At 65.3% G+C, this 14,226-nt stretch carries 14 protein-coding genes; 10 read left to right on the top strand and 4 right to left on the bottom strand.

Features of this window, described 5'->3' with window-relative positions; translation table 11 throughout:
* Positions 1-104: 104 nt before the first annotated feature.
* The gene (hrpB, locus tag APH25_RS08990; RefSeq protein WP_060481672.1) at positions 105-2,633 is read left to right on the top strand and encodes an ATP-dependent helicase HrpB; all 2,529 of its coding nucleotides are present in this window, start codon (positions 105-107) and stop codon (positions 2,631-2,633) included.
* Positions 2,634-2,666: 33 nt separating this feature from the next.
* On the opposite strand, the gene APH25_RS08985 is transcribed toward hrpB, so the two are convergent.
* Positions 2,667-3,158: a hypothetical protein gene (locus APH25_RS08985; RefSeq protein WP_060481671.1), complete on the bottom strand. Its 492-nt coding sequence runs from the start codon at positions 3,156-3,158 to the stop codon at positions 2,667-2,669.
* 86 nt (positions 3,159-3,244) lie between these two features.
* Positions 3,245-3,901, bottom strand: a complete 657-nt coding sequence (locus tag APH25_RS08980; RefSeq protein WP_060481670.1) for a YciC family protein — start codon at positions 3,899-3,901, stop codon at positions 3,245-3,247.
* Positions 3,902-4,066: 165 nt separating this feature from the next.
* Here APH25_RS08980 and APH25_RS08975 point away from each other — a divergent pair, with 165 nt between their 5' ends.
* The 5 genes from APH25_RS08975 to APH25_RS08955 all read left to right on the top strand — a co-directional run bounded on the left by APH25_RS08975 (position 4,067) and on the right by APH25_RS08955 (position 8,402).
* A complete protein-coding gene (locus APH25_RS08975; RefSeq protein WP_028632721.1) occupies positions 4,067-4,834 on the top strand; it encodes a DUF2076 domain-containing protein in 768 nt (255 codons plus the stop codon).
* A gap of 77 nt (positions 4,835-4,911) precedes the next feature.
* Positions 4,912-5,391 carry an NYN domain-containing protein gene (locus APH25_RS08970; RefSeq protein ID WP_028632720.1) on the top strand — a complete coding sequence of 160 codons (480 nt, stop codon included), beginning with the start codon at positions 4,912-4,914 and terminating at the stop codon, positions 5,389-5,391.
* A gap of 7 nt (positions 5,392-5,398) precedes the next feature.
* Positions 5,399-6,004 (top strand): PolC-type DNA polymerase III, encoded by a 606-nt coding sequence (locus APH25_RS08965; RefSeq protein ID WP_028632719.1) that lies wholly within the window; start codon positions 5,399-5,401, stop codon positions 6,002-6,004.
* A 102-nt stretch (positions 6,005-6,106) separates the two neighbouring features.
* On the top strand, positions 6,107-7,015 hold the full coding sequence (yedA, locus tag APH25_RS08960) for a drug/metabolite exporter YedA (RefSeq protein WP_060481669.1): 909 nt from the start codon (positions 6,107-6,109) through the stop codon (positions 7,013-7,015).
* A 55-nt stretch (positions 7,016-7,070) separates the two neighbouring features.
* Entirely contained in the window at positions 7,071-8,402 is a 1,332-nt protein-coding gene (locus tag APH25_RS08955) for a DEAD/DEAH box helicase (RefSeq protein ID WP_060481668.1), read from the top strand.
* A gap of 48 nt (positions 8,403-8,450) precedes the next feature.
* Here APH25_RS08955 and APH25_RS08950 read toward each other — a convergent pair whose 3' ends face one another.
* Both APH25_RS08950 and APH25_RS08945 read right to left on the bottom strand, forming a co-directional pair.
* The gene (locus APH25_RS08950) at positions 8,451-9,695 is read right to left on the bottom strand and encodes a TIGR03862 family flavoprotein (protein ID WP_060481667.1); all 1,245 of its coding nucleotides are present in this window, start codon (positions 9,693-9,695) and stop codon (positions 8,451-8,453) included.
* A 148-nt stretch (positions 9,696-9,843) separates the two neighbouring features.
* A complete protein-coding gene (locus tag APH25_RS08945; protein ID WP_060481666.1) occupies positions 9,844-10,758 on the bottom strand; it encodes a histone deacetylase in 915 nt (304 codons plus the stop codon).
* A gap of 154 nt (positions 10,759-10,912) precedes the next feature.
* On the opposite strand from APH25_RS08945, the gene APH25_RS08940 reads away from it, so the two are divergent.
* The 4 genes from APH25_RS08940 to APH25_RS08925 all read left to right on the top strand — a co-directional run bounded on the left by APH25_RS08940 (position 10,913) and on the right by APH25_RS08925 (position 14,149).
* Positions 10,913-11,485, top strand: coding sequence for a GNAT family N-acetyltransferase (locus tag APH25_RS08940; protein WP_028632714.1), 573 nt, complete (start codon positions 10,913-10,915; stop codon positions 11,483-11,485).
* A 144-nt stretch (positions 11,486-11,629) separates the two neighbouring features.
* The gene (gene tesB, locus APH25_RS08935) at positions 11,630-12,499 is read left to right on the top strand and encodes an acyl-CoA thioesterase II (RefSeq protein WP_028632713.1); all 870 of its coding nucleotides are present in this window, start codon (positions 11,630-11,632) and stop codon (positions 12,497-12,499) included.
* A complete protein-coding gene (locus APH25_RS08930; RefSeq protein WP_028632712.1) occupies positions 12,496-13,086 on the top strand; it encodes an HAD family hydrolase in 591 nt (196 codons plus the stop codon). The genes tesB and APH25_RS08930 overlap by 4 nt, the downstream gene beginning before the upstream one ends.
* A 52-nt stretch (positions 13,087-13,138) precedes the next feature.
* Positions 13,139-14,149, top strand: a complete 1,011-nt coding sequence (locus APH25_RS08925; protein WP_060481665.1) for an NAD(P)-dependent alcohol dehydrogenase — start codon at positions 13,139-13,141, stop codon at positions 14,147-14,149.
* Positions 14,150-14,226 lie beyond the last annotated feature (77 nt).

Below are 14,226 nucleotides of genomic sequence, written 5' to 3'. Positions count from 1 at the left end.
AGGGCATTCAGCAGGGCAGGCAAGGCGCCCGCAACCAACAGCTAAGACCATGATAGAGCAGGGTCGGTTCGCCGTTATACTCGCGTCTCTGTTCGAGGGCCACCATGATTTCTTTACCGATCGATGCCGTTTTGCCTGCGCTGCGCCAAGCCTTGCAAGCCCGTGATGAAGCGGTGCTCGAAGCACCGCCCGGCGCCGGCAAGACCACCCGTGTGCCGCTGGCATTGCTGAATGAACCCTGGCTGGGCACCCAGAAGATCCTGATGCTCGAACCGCGCCGCCTGGCAGCTCGGGCTGCTGCCGAGCGGTTGGCCAGCGAGCTGGGGGAAAAGGTGGGCGAAACGGTGGGCTACCGCATTCGGCTGGACAGCAAGGTAGGGCCTGCGACGCGCATCGAAGTGGTGACCGAGGGCATCCTGACCCGCCGCTTGCAGGCCGACCCCGCGTTGGAGGGGGTGGGGTTGCTGATTTTCGACGAATTCCACGAGCGCAGCCTGGATGCCGACCTGGCCCTGGCCCTTGGCCTGAACGGTCGGGAGCTACTGCGTGACGACCCGCCGCTGAAGATTCTGCTAATGTCGGCCACCCTTGAAGGGGAGCGCCTGTCTCGGCTGTTGGGCGATGCGCCAGTGGTCAGCAGCCAGGGGCGCATGTACCCCGTGGACATCCGCTGGGGGCGGCCGTTTCAGCCGGGTGAGTTCATCGAGCCTCGGGTCGTCGACAGTGTGCTCAATGCCCTGGCCGACCAGGCCGGCAGCCTGCTGGTCTTTCTGCCGGGGCAGGCGGAGATCCGCCGCGTCCATCAGAGCCTGGAGGAGGCCTTGGCGGATCGCCCCGAGGTTTTGCTGTGCCCGTTGCACGGTGAACTGGACCTCAGTGCCCAGCGGGCAGCGATCAACCCAGCCCCGGACGGGCGACGCAAAGTGGTGCTGGCAACCAATATCGCCGAAACCAGCCTGACCATCGAAGGCGTACGCGTGGTCATTGATGCCGGGCTGTCGCGGGTGCCGCGCTTCGACCCAGGCAGCGGCATGACCCGCCTGGATACCCAGCGCATTTCCCGCGCCAGTGCTACCCAGCGTGCGGGCCGCGCGGGCCGCCTGGAGCCCGGGGTGTGCTACCGCCTGTGGTCCGAGGCCCAGCACGACCAACTGGCCGCCCATGGCAGTGCGGAGATTCTGCAGGCCGACCTGGCTGGCCTGGCCTTGCAACTGGCCCGGTGGGGCGTGACACCTGGCCAACTGTGCTGGCTCGACCAGCCGCCCACCGCTGCGTTCGCCCAGGCTCAGGACCTGCTGCAGCGGCTGGGGGCGTTCAAGCCGGGCAGCCAGGGCCACCTTGGTGAGCACGGCCAGGCGATGGCCGAGTTGCCCGCACACCCACGCATCGCTCACCTGCTGCTGCGCGGGCAAGCCCTGGGGTTGTCGCGCATGGCCTGTGACGTGGCCGCGCTGCTGGGGGAGCGGGATATCCAGCGCGGCGGCGGTGCAGACCTGCACAGCCGGCTGGCGCTGGTCAGCGGTGAGCACAACGCCGGCCGTAGTGGCCAGGGCGGCGTTCAACGTGCCCGGCAGCTGTCGCGCCAGTACCGTAACCTCTTGCAAGGTAATGCCCGTCACGCCGTGGCTGACCCCGATCATCCGCGCTGGTTGGGCGCGCTGCTGGCATGCGCCTACCCCGACCGCATTGCTCAGCAGCGCCGCGAAGGCAGTGCGGAGTACCGGCTGGCGAATGGCCGTGCCGCCCTGTTTGCCGAAAGTGACGCGCTGATGAAATGCCCGTGGCTGGTGGTCGCGGACCTGGGCAGCCGCCAGGGCCAGCGGGAGGAACGGATCTACCTGGCTGCCGAGTTCGACCCCGCCCTGCTGGACGATGTGCTGGCCGACCAGGTGCAGCGGGTGGACGTTCTCGATTGGGATGAGCGCGAGCAGGTGTTGCGTGCCGAGCGGCAGGTGAAAGTGGGGGCGCTCATACTCAGCCGCGAACCGCTGGCTGGCCTGGACGACGACGCACGCGCCCGGGCATTGCTTGGGCTGGTGCGGCGCAAGGGCTTGAACCTGTTGCCCTGGACCCCTGACCTGCGTCAGTGGCAAGCCCGGGTGGCGTTGTTGCGCCAGCTGGACATGGCCCAGAGCGCGAGCAGCGAATGGCCGGACCTCACTGACCAGGCCTTGCTCGACGGCCTTGAAGACTGGCTACAGCCCTATCTGGGCAAAGTCTCGCGTTTGAGCCATTTTGCTGCCCTGGACCTGCCAACGCTGCTGCGCAACCTGTTGCCATGGCCGCTGCCACAGCGGCTGGAAGAGCAGGCCCCGGCCCACCTACGTGTACCGTCAGGTTCCAGTATTCGCCTGGACTACAGCGAGAACCCGCCGATTCTGGCCGTACGGCTGCAGGAGCTGTTCGGCCTGGCGGACACCCCACGCATTGCCAATGGCCGCCAGCAGGTGAAGCTGCACCTGCTTTCGCCTGCACGGCGGCCCGTGCAGGTGACGCAGGACCTGGCCAACTTCTGGCGGACAACCTATGCCGAGGTGAAAAAGGACCTGAAGGGGCGGTACCCCAAGCATTACTGGCCGGACGACCCTTTGGTGGCCGAGGCGACAGCGCGGGCCAAGCCGCGAGGAACGTGAACCGGGAGGGGCCGCAAGGCGGCCCCCGACCCCTCAACCCTCCTGCCTGAGCAAGAAGTTGTACACATCCCCTTCCTCCACATTCAGCAACGCCACCCACTCACCGCTGTGGTGCGGCGTGTCCTTGATAGCCCCTACGCGATACCCGCGGTGGTCGCGCAAGTGGCAGACAAGCCCTTCGTCAGTCTGGCGCAGCGGTTCGATCTTCCAGGGATCCGTTACTTCGGCATGCCAGTAGAAGCCCAGGTAGCCATTACGGCTCACCCCCAGTTTCTTGGTTTGTGGGCGCCCTGGAACCGTAATGTTGTAGTGCAGGCGGTCATCGGTAGCTGAAAGGTAATGGAAGTCCATCAGTGGTGAGTCTTGCCGCCCACCGGCTTGCAGCCAGTCATCCTCAGGGGTCACGCCCCAGCTGAACTTGTCTGAACTGCGGCTGAGGCGCAGTGGCACAGTGCTGTTGGCTACACGCATGTACAGCCGGGCGCGAAACGAACGGGCGAAATGTGCCTCAATGGCGCTATCCATAGGGGGTTCCTCGAAAGCCTGTTGGAGATAGGCACGCTAATGCAGCGTGCCAAACCCCAGCAGGCCGAAGGCTTTCCCTTGTCGCCTCACGCTGCCTGCTGGCCCTCCAGCAGCATGAACAGCCGGTACAGCACCACGGTGCTGTACAACTGCAGGAAGCCGCTGAGGCTGTCCATGATCAGCTCTGTGCCAGGGGACGGGTCGGGCAGGGCCAGCAGCATCAGCCCATCGATCAGCCAGATCGGTGCCAGTGCACCGACCATGCACACCAGAATGCGCATGAAATGGCCCGTGGTCATGCGGGCGCTCTCGCGCATGGCCTGCACTGTCGGCAGGCCGCGCAGTACCAGCAGGTATTCGGCGAACACCAGGTTCACCATGATCCACACACCCGGAATGACGAACAGGGCAAGGCCCGCCATGATCAACAGCGAGCTGATCAGAATCAGCAGCGCCAGCGGTGGCCACAGTTGCACGGCGCGGGCGAGCAGGTCGCGGTTGGCCACCACCTGGCCGTTGCTGCGGGTGTCGAGAAACAGGATCAGTGCGGCGCTGTACAGCGGGTAGCACAGCAAGCTGATCAGCATGCCGTAGGCCGGTGAAGCCTGGTCGCCCAGCTGGCGGTACAGCAGTTGAGTGATCAGGGCTTCCACCACCACCAGTGGCAAACACAGCGGCAGGATGGCGCCGAGGTGGCGGTAAAAGAAACTCAGGGAGTCGCGCAGGACGCTCAGCGGATTCATCGGTCAACATCGCATGGCAATTGAAACAGGGCGGTAACTTTAGCCCAAAGCACGCCTGGAGCTGTCACTTGCTGAAAAAAGTTTCACGGCGCAGGTGATTGAATCAGGCGCCGTCACGCCCCATCTTTGAGGCTGTCCGTTGCCCTGCTACCCACGAGGTCGCCCATGAATACCGAAGAACAAACCCTGATCGATGGCCTGTTTGGCCGCATCAAGCAAGCCGAGGACCCGAACCAGCCTCGCGATGCCCAGGCCATGGCCTGCATCGAAGCGCACCTACGTCAGCAGCCGGCGGCCCCGTACTACATGGCCCAGGCGATTCTGGTACAAGAGGCTGCCATCAAGCAGCTGGACGAGCAGAACAAGCAACTGCAGGCCGAGCTCAAGCAAGCGCGCGCCCAGGCCGAGGCTGCGCAGGCAGGCAATGCCGCGCCTAGCTCGGGCGGCGGCGGTTTTCTGTCGAGCATCTTCGGCACGGGCGGGCGCAGTGCAGCCCCGGCTGCGCAGCCGCAACGGCCTGCTGCGGCCCCCGTAGCACCGTCCGCTGGGGGCTGGCGCGAGCCGTCGGCCCCAGGCTTTTCTCAGCCGCAGGCCCAGCAACCTGGTGTTGGCGCGGCCCCAGCCCCTGCCCGCAGTGGTGCCAGCAGCTTCCTGGGCGGCGCCATGCAGACCGCCGCAGGTGTAGCGGGGGGCGTGTTGCTGGCGCAAGGCATCAGCAGCCTGTTCAACCACAACTCGCAGCCTGAAGAGGTGGTCGAGGTAATCAAGGAAGAACCGTCACCGGCCAGCGACAATGGTGGCTGGAACGACCAGGGTGGTCAGCAGCAGGTGGCCGACAATGGCGGCTGGGGCAGTGATCAGGGCGGTTACTCCGATGCCGACTACGGCAGCGACGAGGGCGGGTTCTTCGACGACGACGACTCCTACGTCTGACAGGTCTGGCATACTGCTGGCTTGTGTGGGGCGCGCATGGCGCCCTCCTGTCATTGAGCCAGACCAGAGGTGCCGAGGTGAAGAAGATCGCGCTGTTCGCCGATGTGCAGAACCTCTACTACACCGTGCGCCAGGCCCACGGTTGCCATTTCAACTACACCGCCTTGTGGAACCAGGTCAGCCGTGAAGGCCAGATCGTCGAGGCGTTCGCCTACGCCATCGACCGTGGCGACAGCAAGCAGCAACAGTTTCAGCAGATCTTGCGCAACCTCGGCTTCGAGGTACGTCTGAAGCCCTACATTCAGCGCAGCGACGGGTCGGCCAAGGGCGACTGGGATGTGGGGATCACCCTGGATGTGATCGATGCGGCCAGCCGTGTGGACCAGGTGGTGCTAGCGTCGGGCGATGGGGATTTCGACCTGCTGCTGGAGCGTGTCATCCAGCGCCACGGCGCCGACGCTGTGGTGTATGGTGTGCCCGGGCTGACAGCCCTGTCACTGATCCGCGCTGCCACCCGCTATGTGCCCATCGAGGGCGCGCTGTTGCTCAAACACTAGGTTTTCCATGGAACGTATTGCTGTCATCGACTTTGAAACCACCGGCATATCCCCGGGCACTGGCTGCCGCGCCACCGAAGTGGCGGTGGTGATGCTGGAGCGCGGCCGCATCGTGGCGCGTTATCAAAGCCTGATGAACGCTGGCGTGCCGGTGCCGGCCTTCGTCGCCGGCCTCACGGGCATCACCACGGCCATGGTGCGCCAGGCGCCGCCGGTGGACCTGGTGATGAACGAAGTCGCCGAATTCGTGGGGGCCACGCCATTGCTGGCCCACAATGCCTCCTTCGACCAGAAATTCTGGGACTACGAGCTGGGCCGCATTGGCCGTAGCCGCAGCCAGTCGTTCGCCTGCTCCCTGTTACTGTCGCGGCGCTTGTTGCCAGCGGCCCCCAACCACAAACTGGGCACCCTGACCCGCTGGGCCGGGCTGCCACAAACCGGCACTGCTCACCGGGCCATGGCCGATGCCGAGATGGCCGCCAACCTGCTGCAACACCTGGCGGGTGTGCTGCGCCAGAGCCATGGTGTGCAACAGCTGTCCCACGACCTGCTGTGCCGCCTGCAGAAAACGCCCGCTGCCAAGGTTCGCGAGGCGTTGGCCAGGTACTGCTGAAAACAGCCAAGTGTGCTGCTGATTTCGCCCCGCTCTGTAACGTAGCGCGCCCAGCCGGCGCCGTTACACTGCACCACCCGTAAACGGATTTCGAGTGTGCCCATGCCTGCCCCCCGTCGCTTTCCCCTGGTGCTGATCGGCGCCTTCCTGGCCTTGTACCTGGTGTGGGGGTCCACTTACCTGTTCATCCGCATCGGTGTGGAAAGCTGGCCGCCGATGCTCATGGCGGGTGTGCGCTTTGTGATCGCCGGTAGCCTGTTGTATGGCTTCATGCGTTGGCGCGGAGCCCCCGCGCCAACGTGGGTACAGTGGCGGGCAGCGGGCGCCGTCGGCTTTCTGCTGCTCAGCTGTGGCAACGGTGCGGTGACTGTGGCCGAGCATGCCGGGGTGGCGTCCGGGGTGGCCGCGCTGGCGGTGGCAACCGTACCGCTGTTCACCTTGCTGTTCGGCCTGATGTTCGGCTATCGCAACTCCAGGCTGGAATGGGCAGGCATCGCGCTGGGGCTGCTGGGTATCGCACTGTTGAACCTGGGGTCCAACCTGCAGGCCAGCCCGATGGGCGCGGCTTTGCTGATTTTTGCGGCAGCGTCCTGGGCGTTTGGCTCGGTGTGGAGCAAGCGCCTGCCGATGCCCCAGGGGCCTATGGCCAGTGCTGCGCAGATGTTGGTTGGCGGCGCTGTGCTGCTGGTGGGCAGCCTGCTGTCGGGCGAGCGCATGACGCACATGCCTACCGTTGCTGGCTGGGGGGCGCTGGCGTATCTGGTGTTCTTCGGCTCCATTCTGGCGTTCAGTGCCTACCTGTACCTGCTCAAGCATGTACGCCCGGCGGCCGCCACCAGCTATGCCTACGTCAACCCGGCGGTCGCCGTGCTGTTGGGCATCGCCTTTGCCGGGGAGCACATCGGTGCCGAGGAGTGCGTGGCGATGGCCGTGATCATCGGGGCGGTGGTGCTGATCGGCCTGCCGCAGTGGCGCAAGGCGCCTCCGGCTACCGGTGAAACCTGCAAGTAGGCCGGGGTGATGCGGTAGACTTGCCGCCTTCGCTGAACCCCCTGATGGTATTGCCATGAATTTCGCCAAACTCGGCCTGATCGAACCGCTGCTGCGCACCCTGCAGCAACTGGACTACACCACCCCCACCCCGGTGCAGGCCAAGGCCATCCCCGCCGTGCTGGCCGGTCGCGACCTGATGGCCGCGGCCCAGACCGGCACGGGCAAGACCGCAGGCTTTGCCCTGCCTGTGCTGCAGCGCCTGGCGCTGGAAGGCGAGAAGGTCGCGCCCAACTCGATTCGCGCCCTGGTGCTGGTGCCCACCCGCGAACTGGCTGAGCAGGTGCACAACAACGTGCGGGAATATGCCGAAAACCTGCCCCTGAGCACGTATGCCGTGTATGGCGGTGTCAGTATTAACCCGCAGATGATGCGTCTGCGCCGTGGTGTCGACGTGCTGGTGGCCACCCCTGGCCGGCTGCTCGACCTGTTCCGCCAGAATGCAGTGAAGTTCAACCAGGTACAGACGCTGGTGCTGGACGAAGCGGACCGCATGCTTGACCTGGGGTTTGCCGAAGAACTGCAATCGGTCTACGCCGCACTGCCGCGCAAGCGCCAGACCCTGCTGTTTTCGGCCACGTTCTCGGACCAGATCCGCATGCTGGCGGGGCTCGCCCTGAAGGACCCGCTGAGCATCGAGGTAAGCCCGCGCAACGCCACGGCTGCCAGCGTCAAGCAATGGGTGGTGCCGGTGGACAAGAAGCGCAAGCCGGACCTGTTCTGCCACCTGCTGCGCAAGCAGCGCTGGAAGCAGGTGCTGGTCTTCGCCAAGACCCGTAACGGCGTCGATCAGTTGGTTGAGCGGCTGCTGGCCGAGGGCGTGAATGCCGATGGCATCCACGGTGACCGGCCACAGGCGACGCGCCAGCGTGCGCTGGACAGTTTCAAGACACGTGAGGTGCAGGTGTTGGTGGCCACTGATGTAGCCGCCCGTGGCCTGGACATCGATGACCTGCCGCTGGTGGTCAACCTGGACTTGCCCATCGTTGCGGAGGATTACGTCCACCGTATTGGCCGTACCGGGCGCGCTGGCAACACCGGTGAGGCGATTTCGTTGGTGTGTGCAGACGAGGTGCAACTGCTGGGCGCCATTGAAGTGCTGACCCGGCAAAGCCTGCCGCGTCACGAGGAGCCGGATTTTATCCCCGAGCACCGGGTACCGTTGACCGATGCCAGTGGCCAGGTGATCAAGAAGCCGAAAAAACCCAAAAAGCCCAAGGAAACCAGCGCCAAGCGCGGTTTGGGCCGCTGGATGGACAGTGCCGAGGCGGGCAGTGCGCAACCGGCAGTGAAGGCTGTGCGCAAGGTGCCCAGCTTCAACGGCGGCCCCCGCAAGCGCAAGCCCTGACCCTGTAGGAGCGAGCGTAGCTCGCGATGCGCCGCTGCGCGGCGCCCATTACCCTCGCCGGGCGGCCAACCAGTGCGCGGCTGCGCGCCCTGCGCGCAGCCCGCTAGCAAAGCACGCGGTCAGCAGGTAGCCGCCAGTCGGCGCCTCCCAGTCGAGCATCTCGCCGGCACAGAACACTCCCGGCATGCCTTTGACCATCAACCCCTCGTCCAGCCCTTCGAACCGTACGCCGCCCGCGCTGCTGATGGCTTCATCCAGGGGGCGTGTGCGCACCAGGGTGATTGGCAAGGCCTTGATCGCCCGGGCCAATGCATCGGGGTTGGCAAACGTAGCCTGATCGGTCAGCTCGCGCAGCAAGGCTGCCTTGACCCCATCGATACCCAGCTGACCTTGCAGATGCCTGGCCATGGAGCGCGAGCCGCGGGGCCTGGCCAGGGCCTGGGCAATTTTGTCCACAGGCTTGTCCGGCAGCAGGTCCAGCAACAACTGCCCCTGGCCGGTACGGTTGATGGCTTCGCGTACGGCTGCCGACCAGGCATACACCAGGCTGCCTTCCACACCTTGCGCCGTCAGAATGAACTCGCCCTTGCGTGGGGGGCTGCCCGGCACGCTCAGGGCAATGTTCTTCAGCGGTGCACCGGCGAACTTCTGTTGCAGCAGTGCGCTCCAGCCCTCAACCTCGAAGCCGCAGTTGCTGGGCTGCAACGGGGCGATATCCACAGCCCGCTGCGCCAGCAACGCCTGCCAACTGCCATCAGAGCCCAGGCGCGCCCAGCTGCCACCGCCCAGCGCCAGCACCACCACAGCCGCTTCTACCCGCCGTTCGCCCTGTGGATAAGCAAGCCGCAGCGCGCCCTCGGGGCTCCAGCCGAGCCAGCGATGGCGGGTGTGGATAACTACCCCGGTGTCGCGCAGGCGCTTGAGCCAGGCGCGCAGCAAAGGGGCGGCTTTCATGTCGCTGGGGAAAACCCGGCCCGAGGTGCCCACAAACGTTTCGATGCCCAAGCCATGTATCCACTGGCGCAACGCGTCGGCATCGAAGCCACGCAGCAGGGCGTCGATCTCGCGCTGGCGCTCGGCATAACGGCCCACGAACGCCGGGTAAGCCTCGGAATGGGTGATGTTCATGCCCCCCACGCCAGCCAGCAGGAACTTGCGCCCTACCGAGGGCATGGCGTCGAACACCTCCACAGCCAAGCCCGCCTGGGCCAGGGCTTCGGCTGCCATCAGGCCGGCAGGGCCTGCGCCGATGACGACGGCGGGAGGGGATGGGGGGCAGGTACGGTCAGGCATGGTAGGCAACAGGCTGTGGAAAAGTGGCGCATTCTAGCGCAACCGCACCTCTGGGCGTACTGCTCAAAAAATGATCATGTCTCTGCAGGCATTGATTGGTAAGGCCTGCAGCGTCTTTCGCGCAGGTTATCCACAAGCGGTTCCACAGTCATTGTGAACAACTCAAAACCTGCGCGGCACTGCGGTGCAGAATACCGTGGCGCCGGGCCAGGGCCGCCCGGTCCTTGCTGTAGCCACCCCCTATAACGCCTGCCACCGGAATGTCCCGCCCCATGCAATGCCGCAGTACCGCTTCATCACGTGCGGCAACGCCTGCGTCTGTCAGTTGCAGGTAGCCCAATGCATCGTCCTTGTGCACATCCACGCCGGCGTCATACAGCACCAGGTCGGGTTGATAGAGCGGCAGCAGGTAGTTCAAGGCATCGTCCACCACCTTCAGGTAGGCTTCATCGCCCATGCCTCGCGGCAGGGGGATATCCCAGTCACTGTGGGCCTTGCGTGCCGGGAAGTTCTGTTCGCAGTGCAGCGACACGGTGATGGCTTCCGGGGTGTCCTGCAGGATACGTGCGGTGCCGTCGCCCTGGTGCACATCGCAGTCGAAGATCAGCACCCGGTGCACACGGCCTGCTTCCAGCAGGTAGCGGCTGATCACGGCCAGGTCGTTGAAGATACAGAAGCCTGCCGGGTGGTCGTAATGGGCGTGGTGGGTGCCGCCCGCCAGGTGGCAGGCAACGCCGTGCTGCAAGGCCATTTCTGCGGTGAGCAGCGAGCCGCCGACTGCCCGCACGGTACGCCTGGCCAGCGCCTCGCTCCAGGGCAGGCCAAGGCGCCGCTGGTCTTCGCGGGGCAGTTCACCTTGCATGTAGCGCTGGATGTAGTGGCGGTCGTGGGCCAGGGCCAGAATGTCGACCGGGCAGATCTCTGGCCGTAACAGCGCCTGGTCGGTCGTCAGGCCGGTGTCGACCAGGTGATCGTGCAGCAGGCGGAATTTTTCCATTGGAAAGCGATGGTCTGCCGGAAACTCCGGGCTGTAGTCTTCGTGATAGATCAGCGGCAACGGCATGGGGCGCTCACATTCTGGGGGCAGTGGCGATCTTGCCATTATCGAGGGTGCACTTTCTCGGGCAATCGGGCATCTCATGCCAGGCGTGTGGCACCCCCTGATCGCTGCCAGCGCTAAACTTGCCTCAAGCATGCCGTGACCGGAGCAACCCGCAATGACCCCCATCCTGCAACTGGAAAGCGCCCGCTTGGTATTGCGCCAATGGCATGACGATGACCTGCGCGAGTTCGCTGCCTTGTGCGCAGACCCGCAGGTGATGCGGTACTTCCCGGCGCCGCTGACCCGGCTGGAGGCCGCCGGGCTGATTGGCCGCCTGCGGGGCCACTTCAATGAGTACGGCTTCGGCCTGTGGGCGCTGGAGCGCAAGGACAGCGGGGCATTCATTGGCATGGCCGGCCTGCTCAAGGTCAACTTCGACGCGCCCTTTGCCCCGGCGGTGGAGATAGGCTGGCGGCTTGCCCGCCGCCACTGGGGCCTGGGGTTTGCCAGTGAGGCGGCCTGGACGTGCCTGCGTTGCGCCTTCGCCCAGTTACGGTTGAACGAGGTGGTGTCGTTCACCAGCCAGCTGAACCTGCCGTCGCAAAAGGTCATGCAGGCCATCGGTATGCAGCAGGACGAGGCAGGCAGTTTCGAGCACCCCCGCATTGCTGCCGGCCACCCCTTGCGCCCGCACGTGCTTTACCGTATCGACCGCGCCCGCTGGGAGCAGACCCTGCGCACCGACTGAACCGCCAGGGGTGGCAGTGCTGTCAAACCCTGTATTATTTCCCGCATTGGAAGGCGCTGGCCGTTGCCGGTACAGCGCCGTTGAATCATGCGCCGCCAGCTGGCGCACCGCGAGCCAGGCTCGCCAAGAAGGAGAACCCCACCGATGAGCCATGTGTTGGACGACCTGGTCGACCTGTTGAGCCTCGAACCCATCGAAGAAAACCTGTTCCGCGGGCGCAGCCAGGACCTGGGCTTCCGCCAGCTCTACGGTGGCCAGGTGCTGGGGCAGTCGCTGTCGGCCGCCAGCCAGACTGTGGAAGACGCCCGCCACGTGCATTCGTTGCATGGCTACTTTCTGCGCCCGGGCGATGCCAGCTTGCCAGTGGTGTATTCCGTGGACCGGGTGCGCGATGGTGGCAGTTTCAGCACCCGGCGCGTGACGGCGATCCAGAAAGGCCAGACCATTTTCACCTGCAGCGCCTCGTTCCAGTACGACGAAGAGAGTTTCACCCACCAGGCACCAATGCCCGATGTGGTCGGCCCGGAAAACCTGCCTACCGAGGTGGAGCTGGCCAGTGCCATGGCCGAGCAGCTGCCTGAGCGCATCCGTGACAAGGTGCTATGCGCCAAGCCCATCGAGATCCGCCCGGTGACCGAGCGTGACCCGTTCAACCCCAAGCCCGGCGACCCGGTGAAGTACGCCTGGTTCCGCGCCGACGGCAAACTGCCAGACATCCCCGCCCTGCACAAATACCTGCTGGCCTACGCCTCGGACTTCGGCCTGCTGACCACTTCGCTGCTGCCCCATGGCAAGTCGGTGTGGCAGCGTGACATGCAGATCGCCAGCCTGGACCATTCGCTGTGGTTCCACGGCAACCTGCGTGCAGACGAGTGGCTGCTGTATGCCACTGACAGCCCGTGGGCCGGCAACGCCCGTGGCTTCTGCCGCGGCAGCATCTTCAATCAGGCCGGGCAACTGGTGGCTTCTTCCAGCCAGGAAGGGTTGATCCGCCACCGCAAGGACTGGGCATGAACCTGGGCGGGGTTCGCCACTGGGTGTTCGACATGGACGGCACCCTGACGGTGGCGGTGCATGACTTTGCAGCCATCCGCGTGGCGCTCGATATCCCGCCTGCAGCCGACATCCTCACCCACTTGGCCGCCCTGCCCGAAGACGAAGCAGCCGCCAAGCATGCCTGGCTGCTGGCGCACGAACGTGAGCTGGCCCATGCCTCGACGGCTGCCGATGGCGCAGTGGACCTGGTGCGTGAGCTTGCGGGCCGCGGCTGTCGCCTGGGTATTCTTACCCGTAATGCCCGTGAGCTGGCGCACGTGACCCTCGAGGCCATCGGCCTGGCAGACTATTTTGCGGTATCACAGATTCTTGGGCGTGACGAAGCCGCGCCCAAGCCGAGCCCCGACGGGTTGCTGAAAATTGCCAGCGCCTGGGGCGTCGCCCCCAGCGAACTGGTGATGGTGGGCGATCACCGCTTCGACCTGGCGTGTGGGCGAGCAGCCGGCGCCGGGACGGTGCTGGTGAACCTGCCGGAAAACCCCTGGCCCGGGCTTGCCGACCGCCACGCTGCCGATTGCCACGCCTTGAGGGCGATGCTGGGTTGACCAGCCCGTCTATGCTCACCCGCACCCTTTCCCCTGAATGGAGCAACCATCCATGATCAGCAAGGCCATCTACGTTCAGCCGGGCGGCGGCTACGACAAGGTCGAAGTCGGCACCAGCGAGGCAGCGGCACCTGGCGCAGGCGAGATTACCGTGCGCCTGCACGCCAGCTCGCTCAACTACCATGACTTTGCCGTGGTCAGCGGCATGTGGGGCCCCAGTGAGCGGCGCATCCCCATGGCCGATGGTGCCGGTGAAGTGGTGGCAGTGGGCAGTGGGGTGACCGAGTTTCAGGCAGGCGACAGCGTGGTCAGCACCTTCTTCCCTGACTGGCTGGACGGCCAGGCCAACGTCGAAGGCTTTGCCAGGGTGCCTGGCGATGGCCTGGACGGCTATGCCCGCGGGCAGGTAACGGCGCCTGCCACGGCGTTCACCCGGGCCCCGAAGGGCTTTAGCCATGCCGAGGCCGCCACTCTCACCACCGCAGGCCTGACGGCGTGGCGGGCGTTGATGAGCGACGACCGCCTCAAGCCAGGCGACACGGTACTGGTGCAAGGCACGGGCGGCGTGTCTGTCTTCGCCCTGCAGTTCGCCAAACTGGCTGGTGCCACGGTTATCGCCACCTCGTCCAGCGATGCCAAGCTCGAGCGCCTGAAGGCGCTGGGCGCCGACCACCTCATTAATTACACCTCGACCCCGGCCTGGGGCGATAAGGTGCGGGCATTGACCGACAACCGCGGTGTTGACCATGTAATAGAGGTGGGCGGGCCGGCCACCTTGGAACAGTCCATGATTGCCGCGCGCATCGGCGGACACGTATCGCTGATCGGGATTCTGACCGGCGTGGCCGGGCAACTGCCGCTGGTGCAGGCACTGGTGAGGCAGATTCGCCTGCAGGGGGTGCTGGTAGGCAGCCGCGCGCAGCAACAGGCGATGGTGCGGGCGATTGACGCCAACGGCTTGCGCCCAGTGGTGGACAAGCATTTTGAGCTGGAGCAGATCGTCGAGGCGTTCCGCTATCAGGAGAGCAATCGCCATTTCGGCAAGATCTGCCTGACCTGGTAGCAGGCGATTAGGGTAATGGAATGTAATGGCGCGGCTGCGCGCGAATACATTCGCGCACATCGGCAGCGCAGGTGGCT

Source organism: Pseudomonas sp. NBRC 111119, assembly GCF_001320125.1.
Taxonomy (GTDB): domain Bacteria; phylum Pseudomonadota; class Gammaproteobacteria; order Pseudomonadales; family Pseudomonadaceae; genus Aquipseudomonas; species Aquipseudomonas parafulva.
Note: the sequence above shows the minus strand (reverse complement) of the source record. Positions and strands in the feature narration are given on the sequence as shown.

Excerpts from the sequence above, each read along its gene's own strand:
- hrpB (WP_060481672.1), top strand. The coding sequence starts at position 105 with ATGATTTCTTTACCGATCGATGCCGTTTTGCCTGCGCTGCGCCAAGCC.
- APH25_RS08985 (WP_060481671.1), bottom strand. The coding sequence starts at position 3,158 with ATGGATAGCGCCATTGAGGCACATTTCGCCCGTTCGTTTCGCGCCCGG.
- APH25_RS08980 (WP_060481670.1), bottom strand. The coding sequence starts at position 3,901 with ATGAATCCGCTGAGCGTCCTGCGCGACTCCCTGAGTTTCTTTTACCGC.
- APH25_RS08975 (WP_028632721.1), top strand. The coding sequence starts at position 4,067 with ATGAATACCGAAGAACAAACCCTGATCGATGGCCTGTTTGGCCGCATC.
- APH25_RS08965 (WP_028632719.1), top strand. The coding sequence starts at position 5,399 with ATGGAACGTATTGCTGTCATCGACTTTGAAACCACCGGCATATCCCCG.
- yedA (WP_060481669.1), top strand. The coding sequence starts at position 6,107 with ATGCCTGCCCCCCGTCGCTTTCCCCTGGTGCTGATCGGCGCCTTCCTG.
- APH25_RS08955 (WP_060481668.1), top strand. The coding sequence starts at position 7,071 with ATGAATTTCGCCAAACTCGGCCTGATCGAACCGCTGCTGCGCACCCTG.
- APH25_RS08950 (WP_060481667.1), bottom strand. The coding sequence starts at position 9,695 with ATGCCTGACCGTACCTGCCCCCCATCCCCTCCCGCCGTCGTCATCGGC.
- APH25_RS08945 (WP_060481666.1), bottom strand. The coding sequence starts at position 10,758 with ATGCCGTTGCCGCTGATCTATCACGAAGACTACAGCCCGGAGTTTCCG.
- APH25_RS08940 (WP_028632714.1), top strand. The coding sequence starts at position 10,913 with ATGACCCCCATCCTGCAACTGGAAAGCGCCCGCTTGGTATTGCGCCAA.
- tesB (WP_028632713.1), top strand. The coding sequence starts at position 11,630 with ATGAGCCATGTGTTGGACGACCTGGTCGACCTGTTGAGCCTCGAACCC.
- APH25_RS08930 (WP_028632712.1), top strand. The coding sequence starts at position 12,496 with ATGAACCTGGGCGGGGTTCGCCACTGGGTGTTCGACATGGACGGCACC.
- APH25_RS08925 (WP_060481665.1), top strand. The coding sequence starts at position 13,139 with ATGATCAGCAAGGCCATCTACGTTCAGCCGGGCGGCGGCTACGACAAG.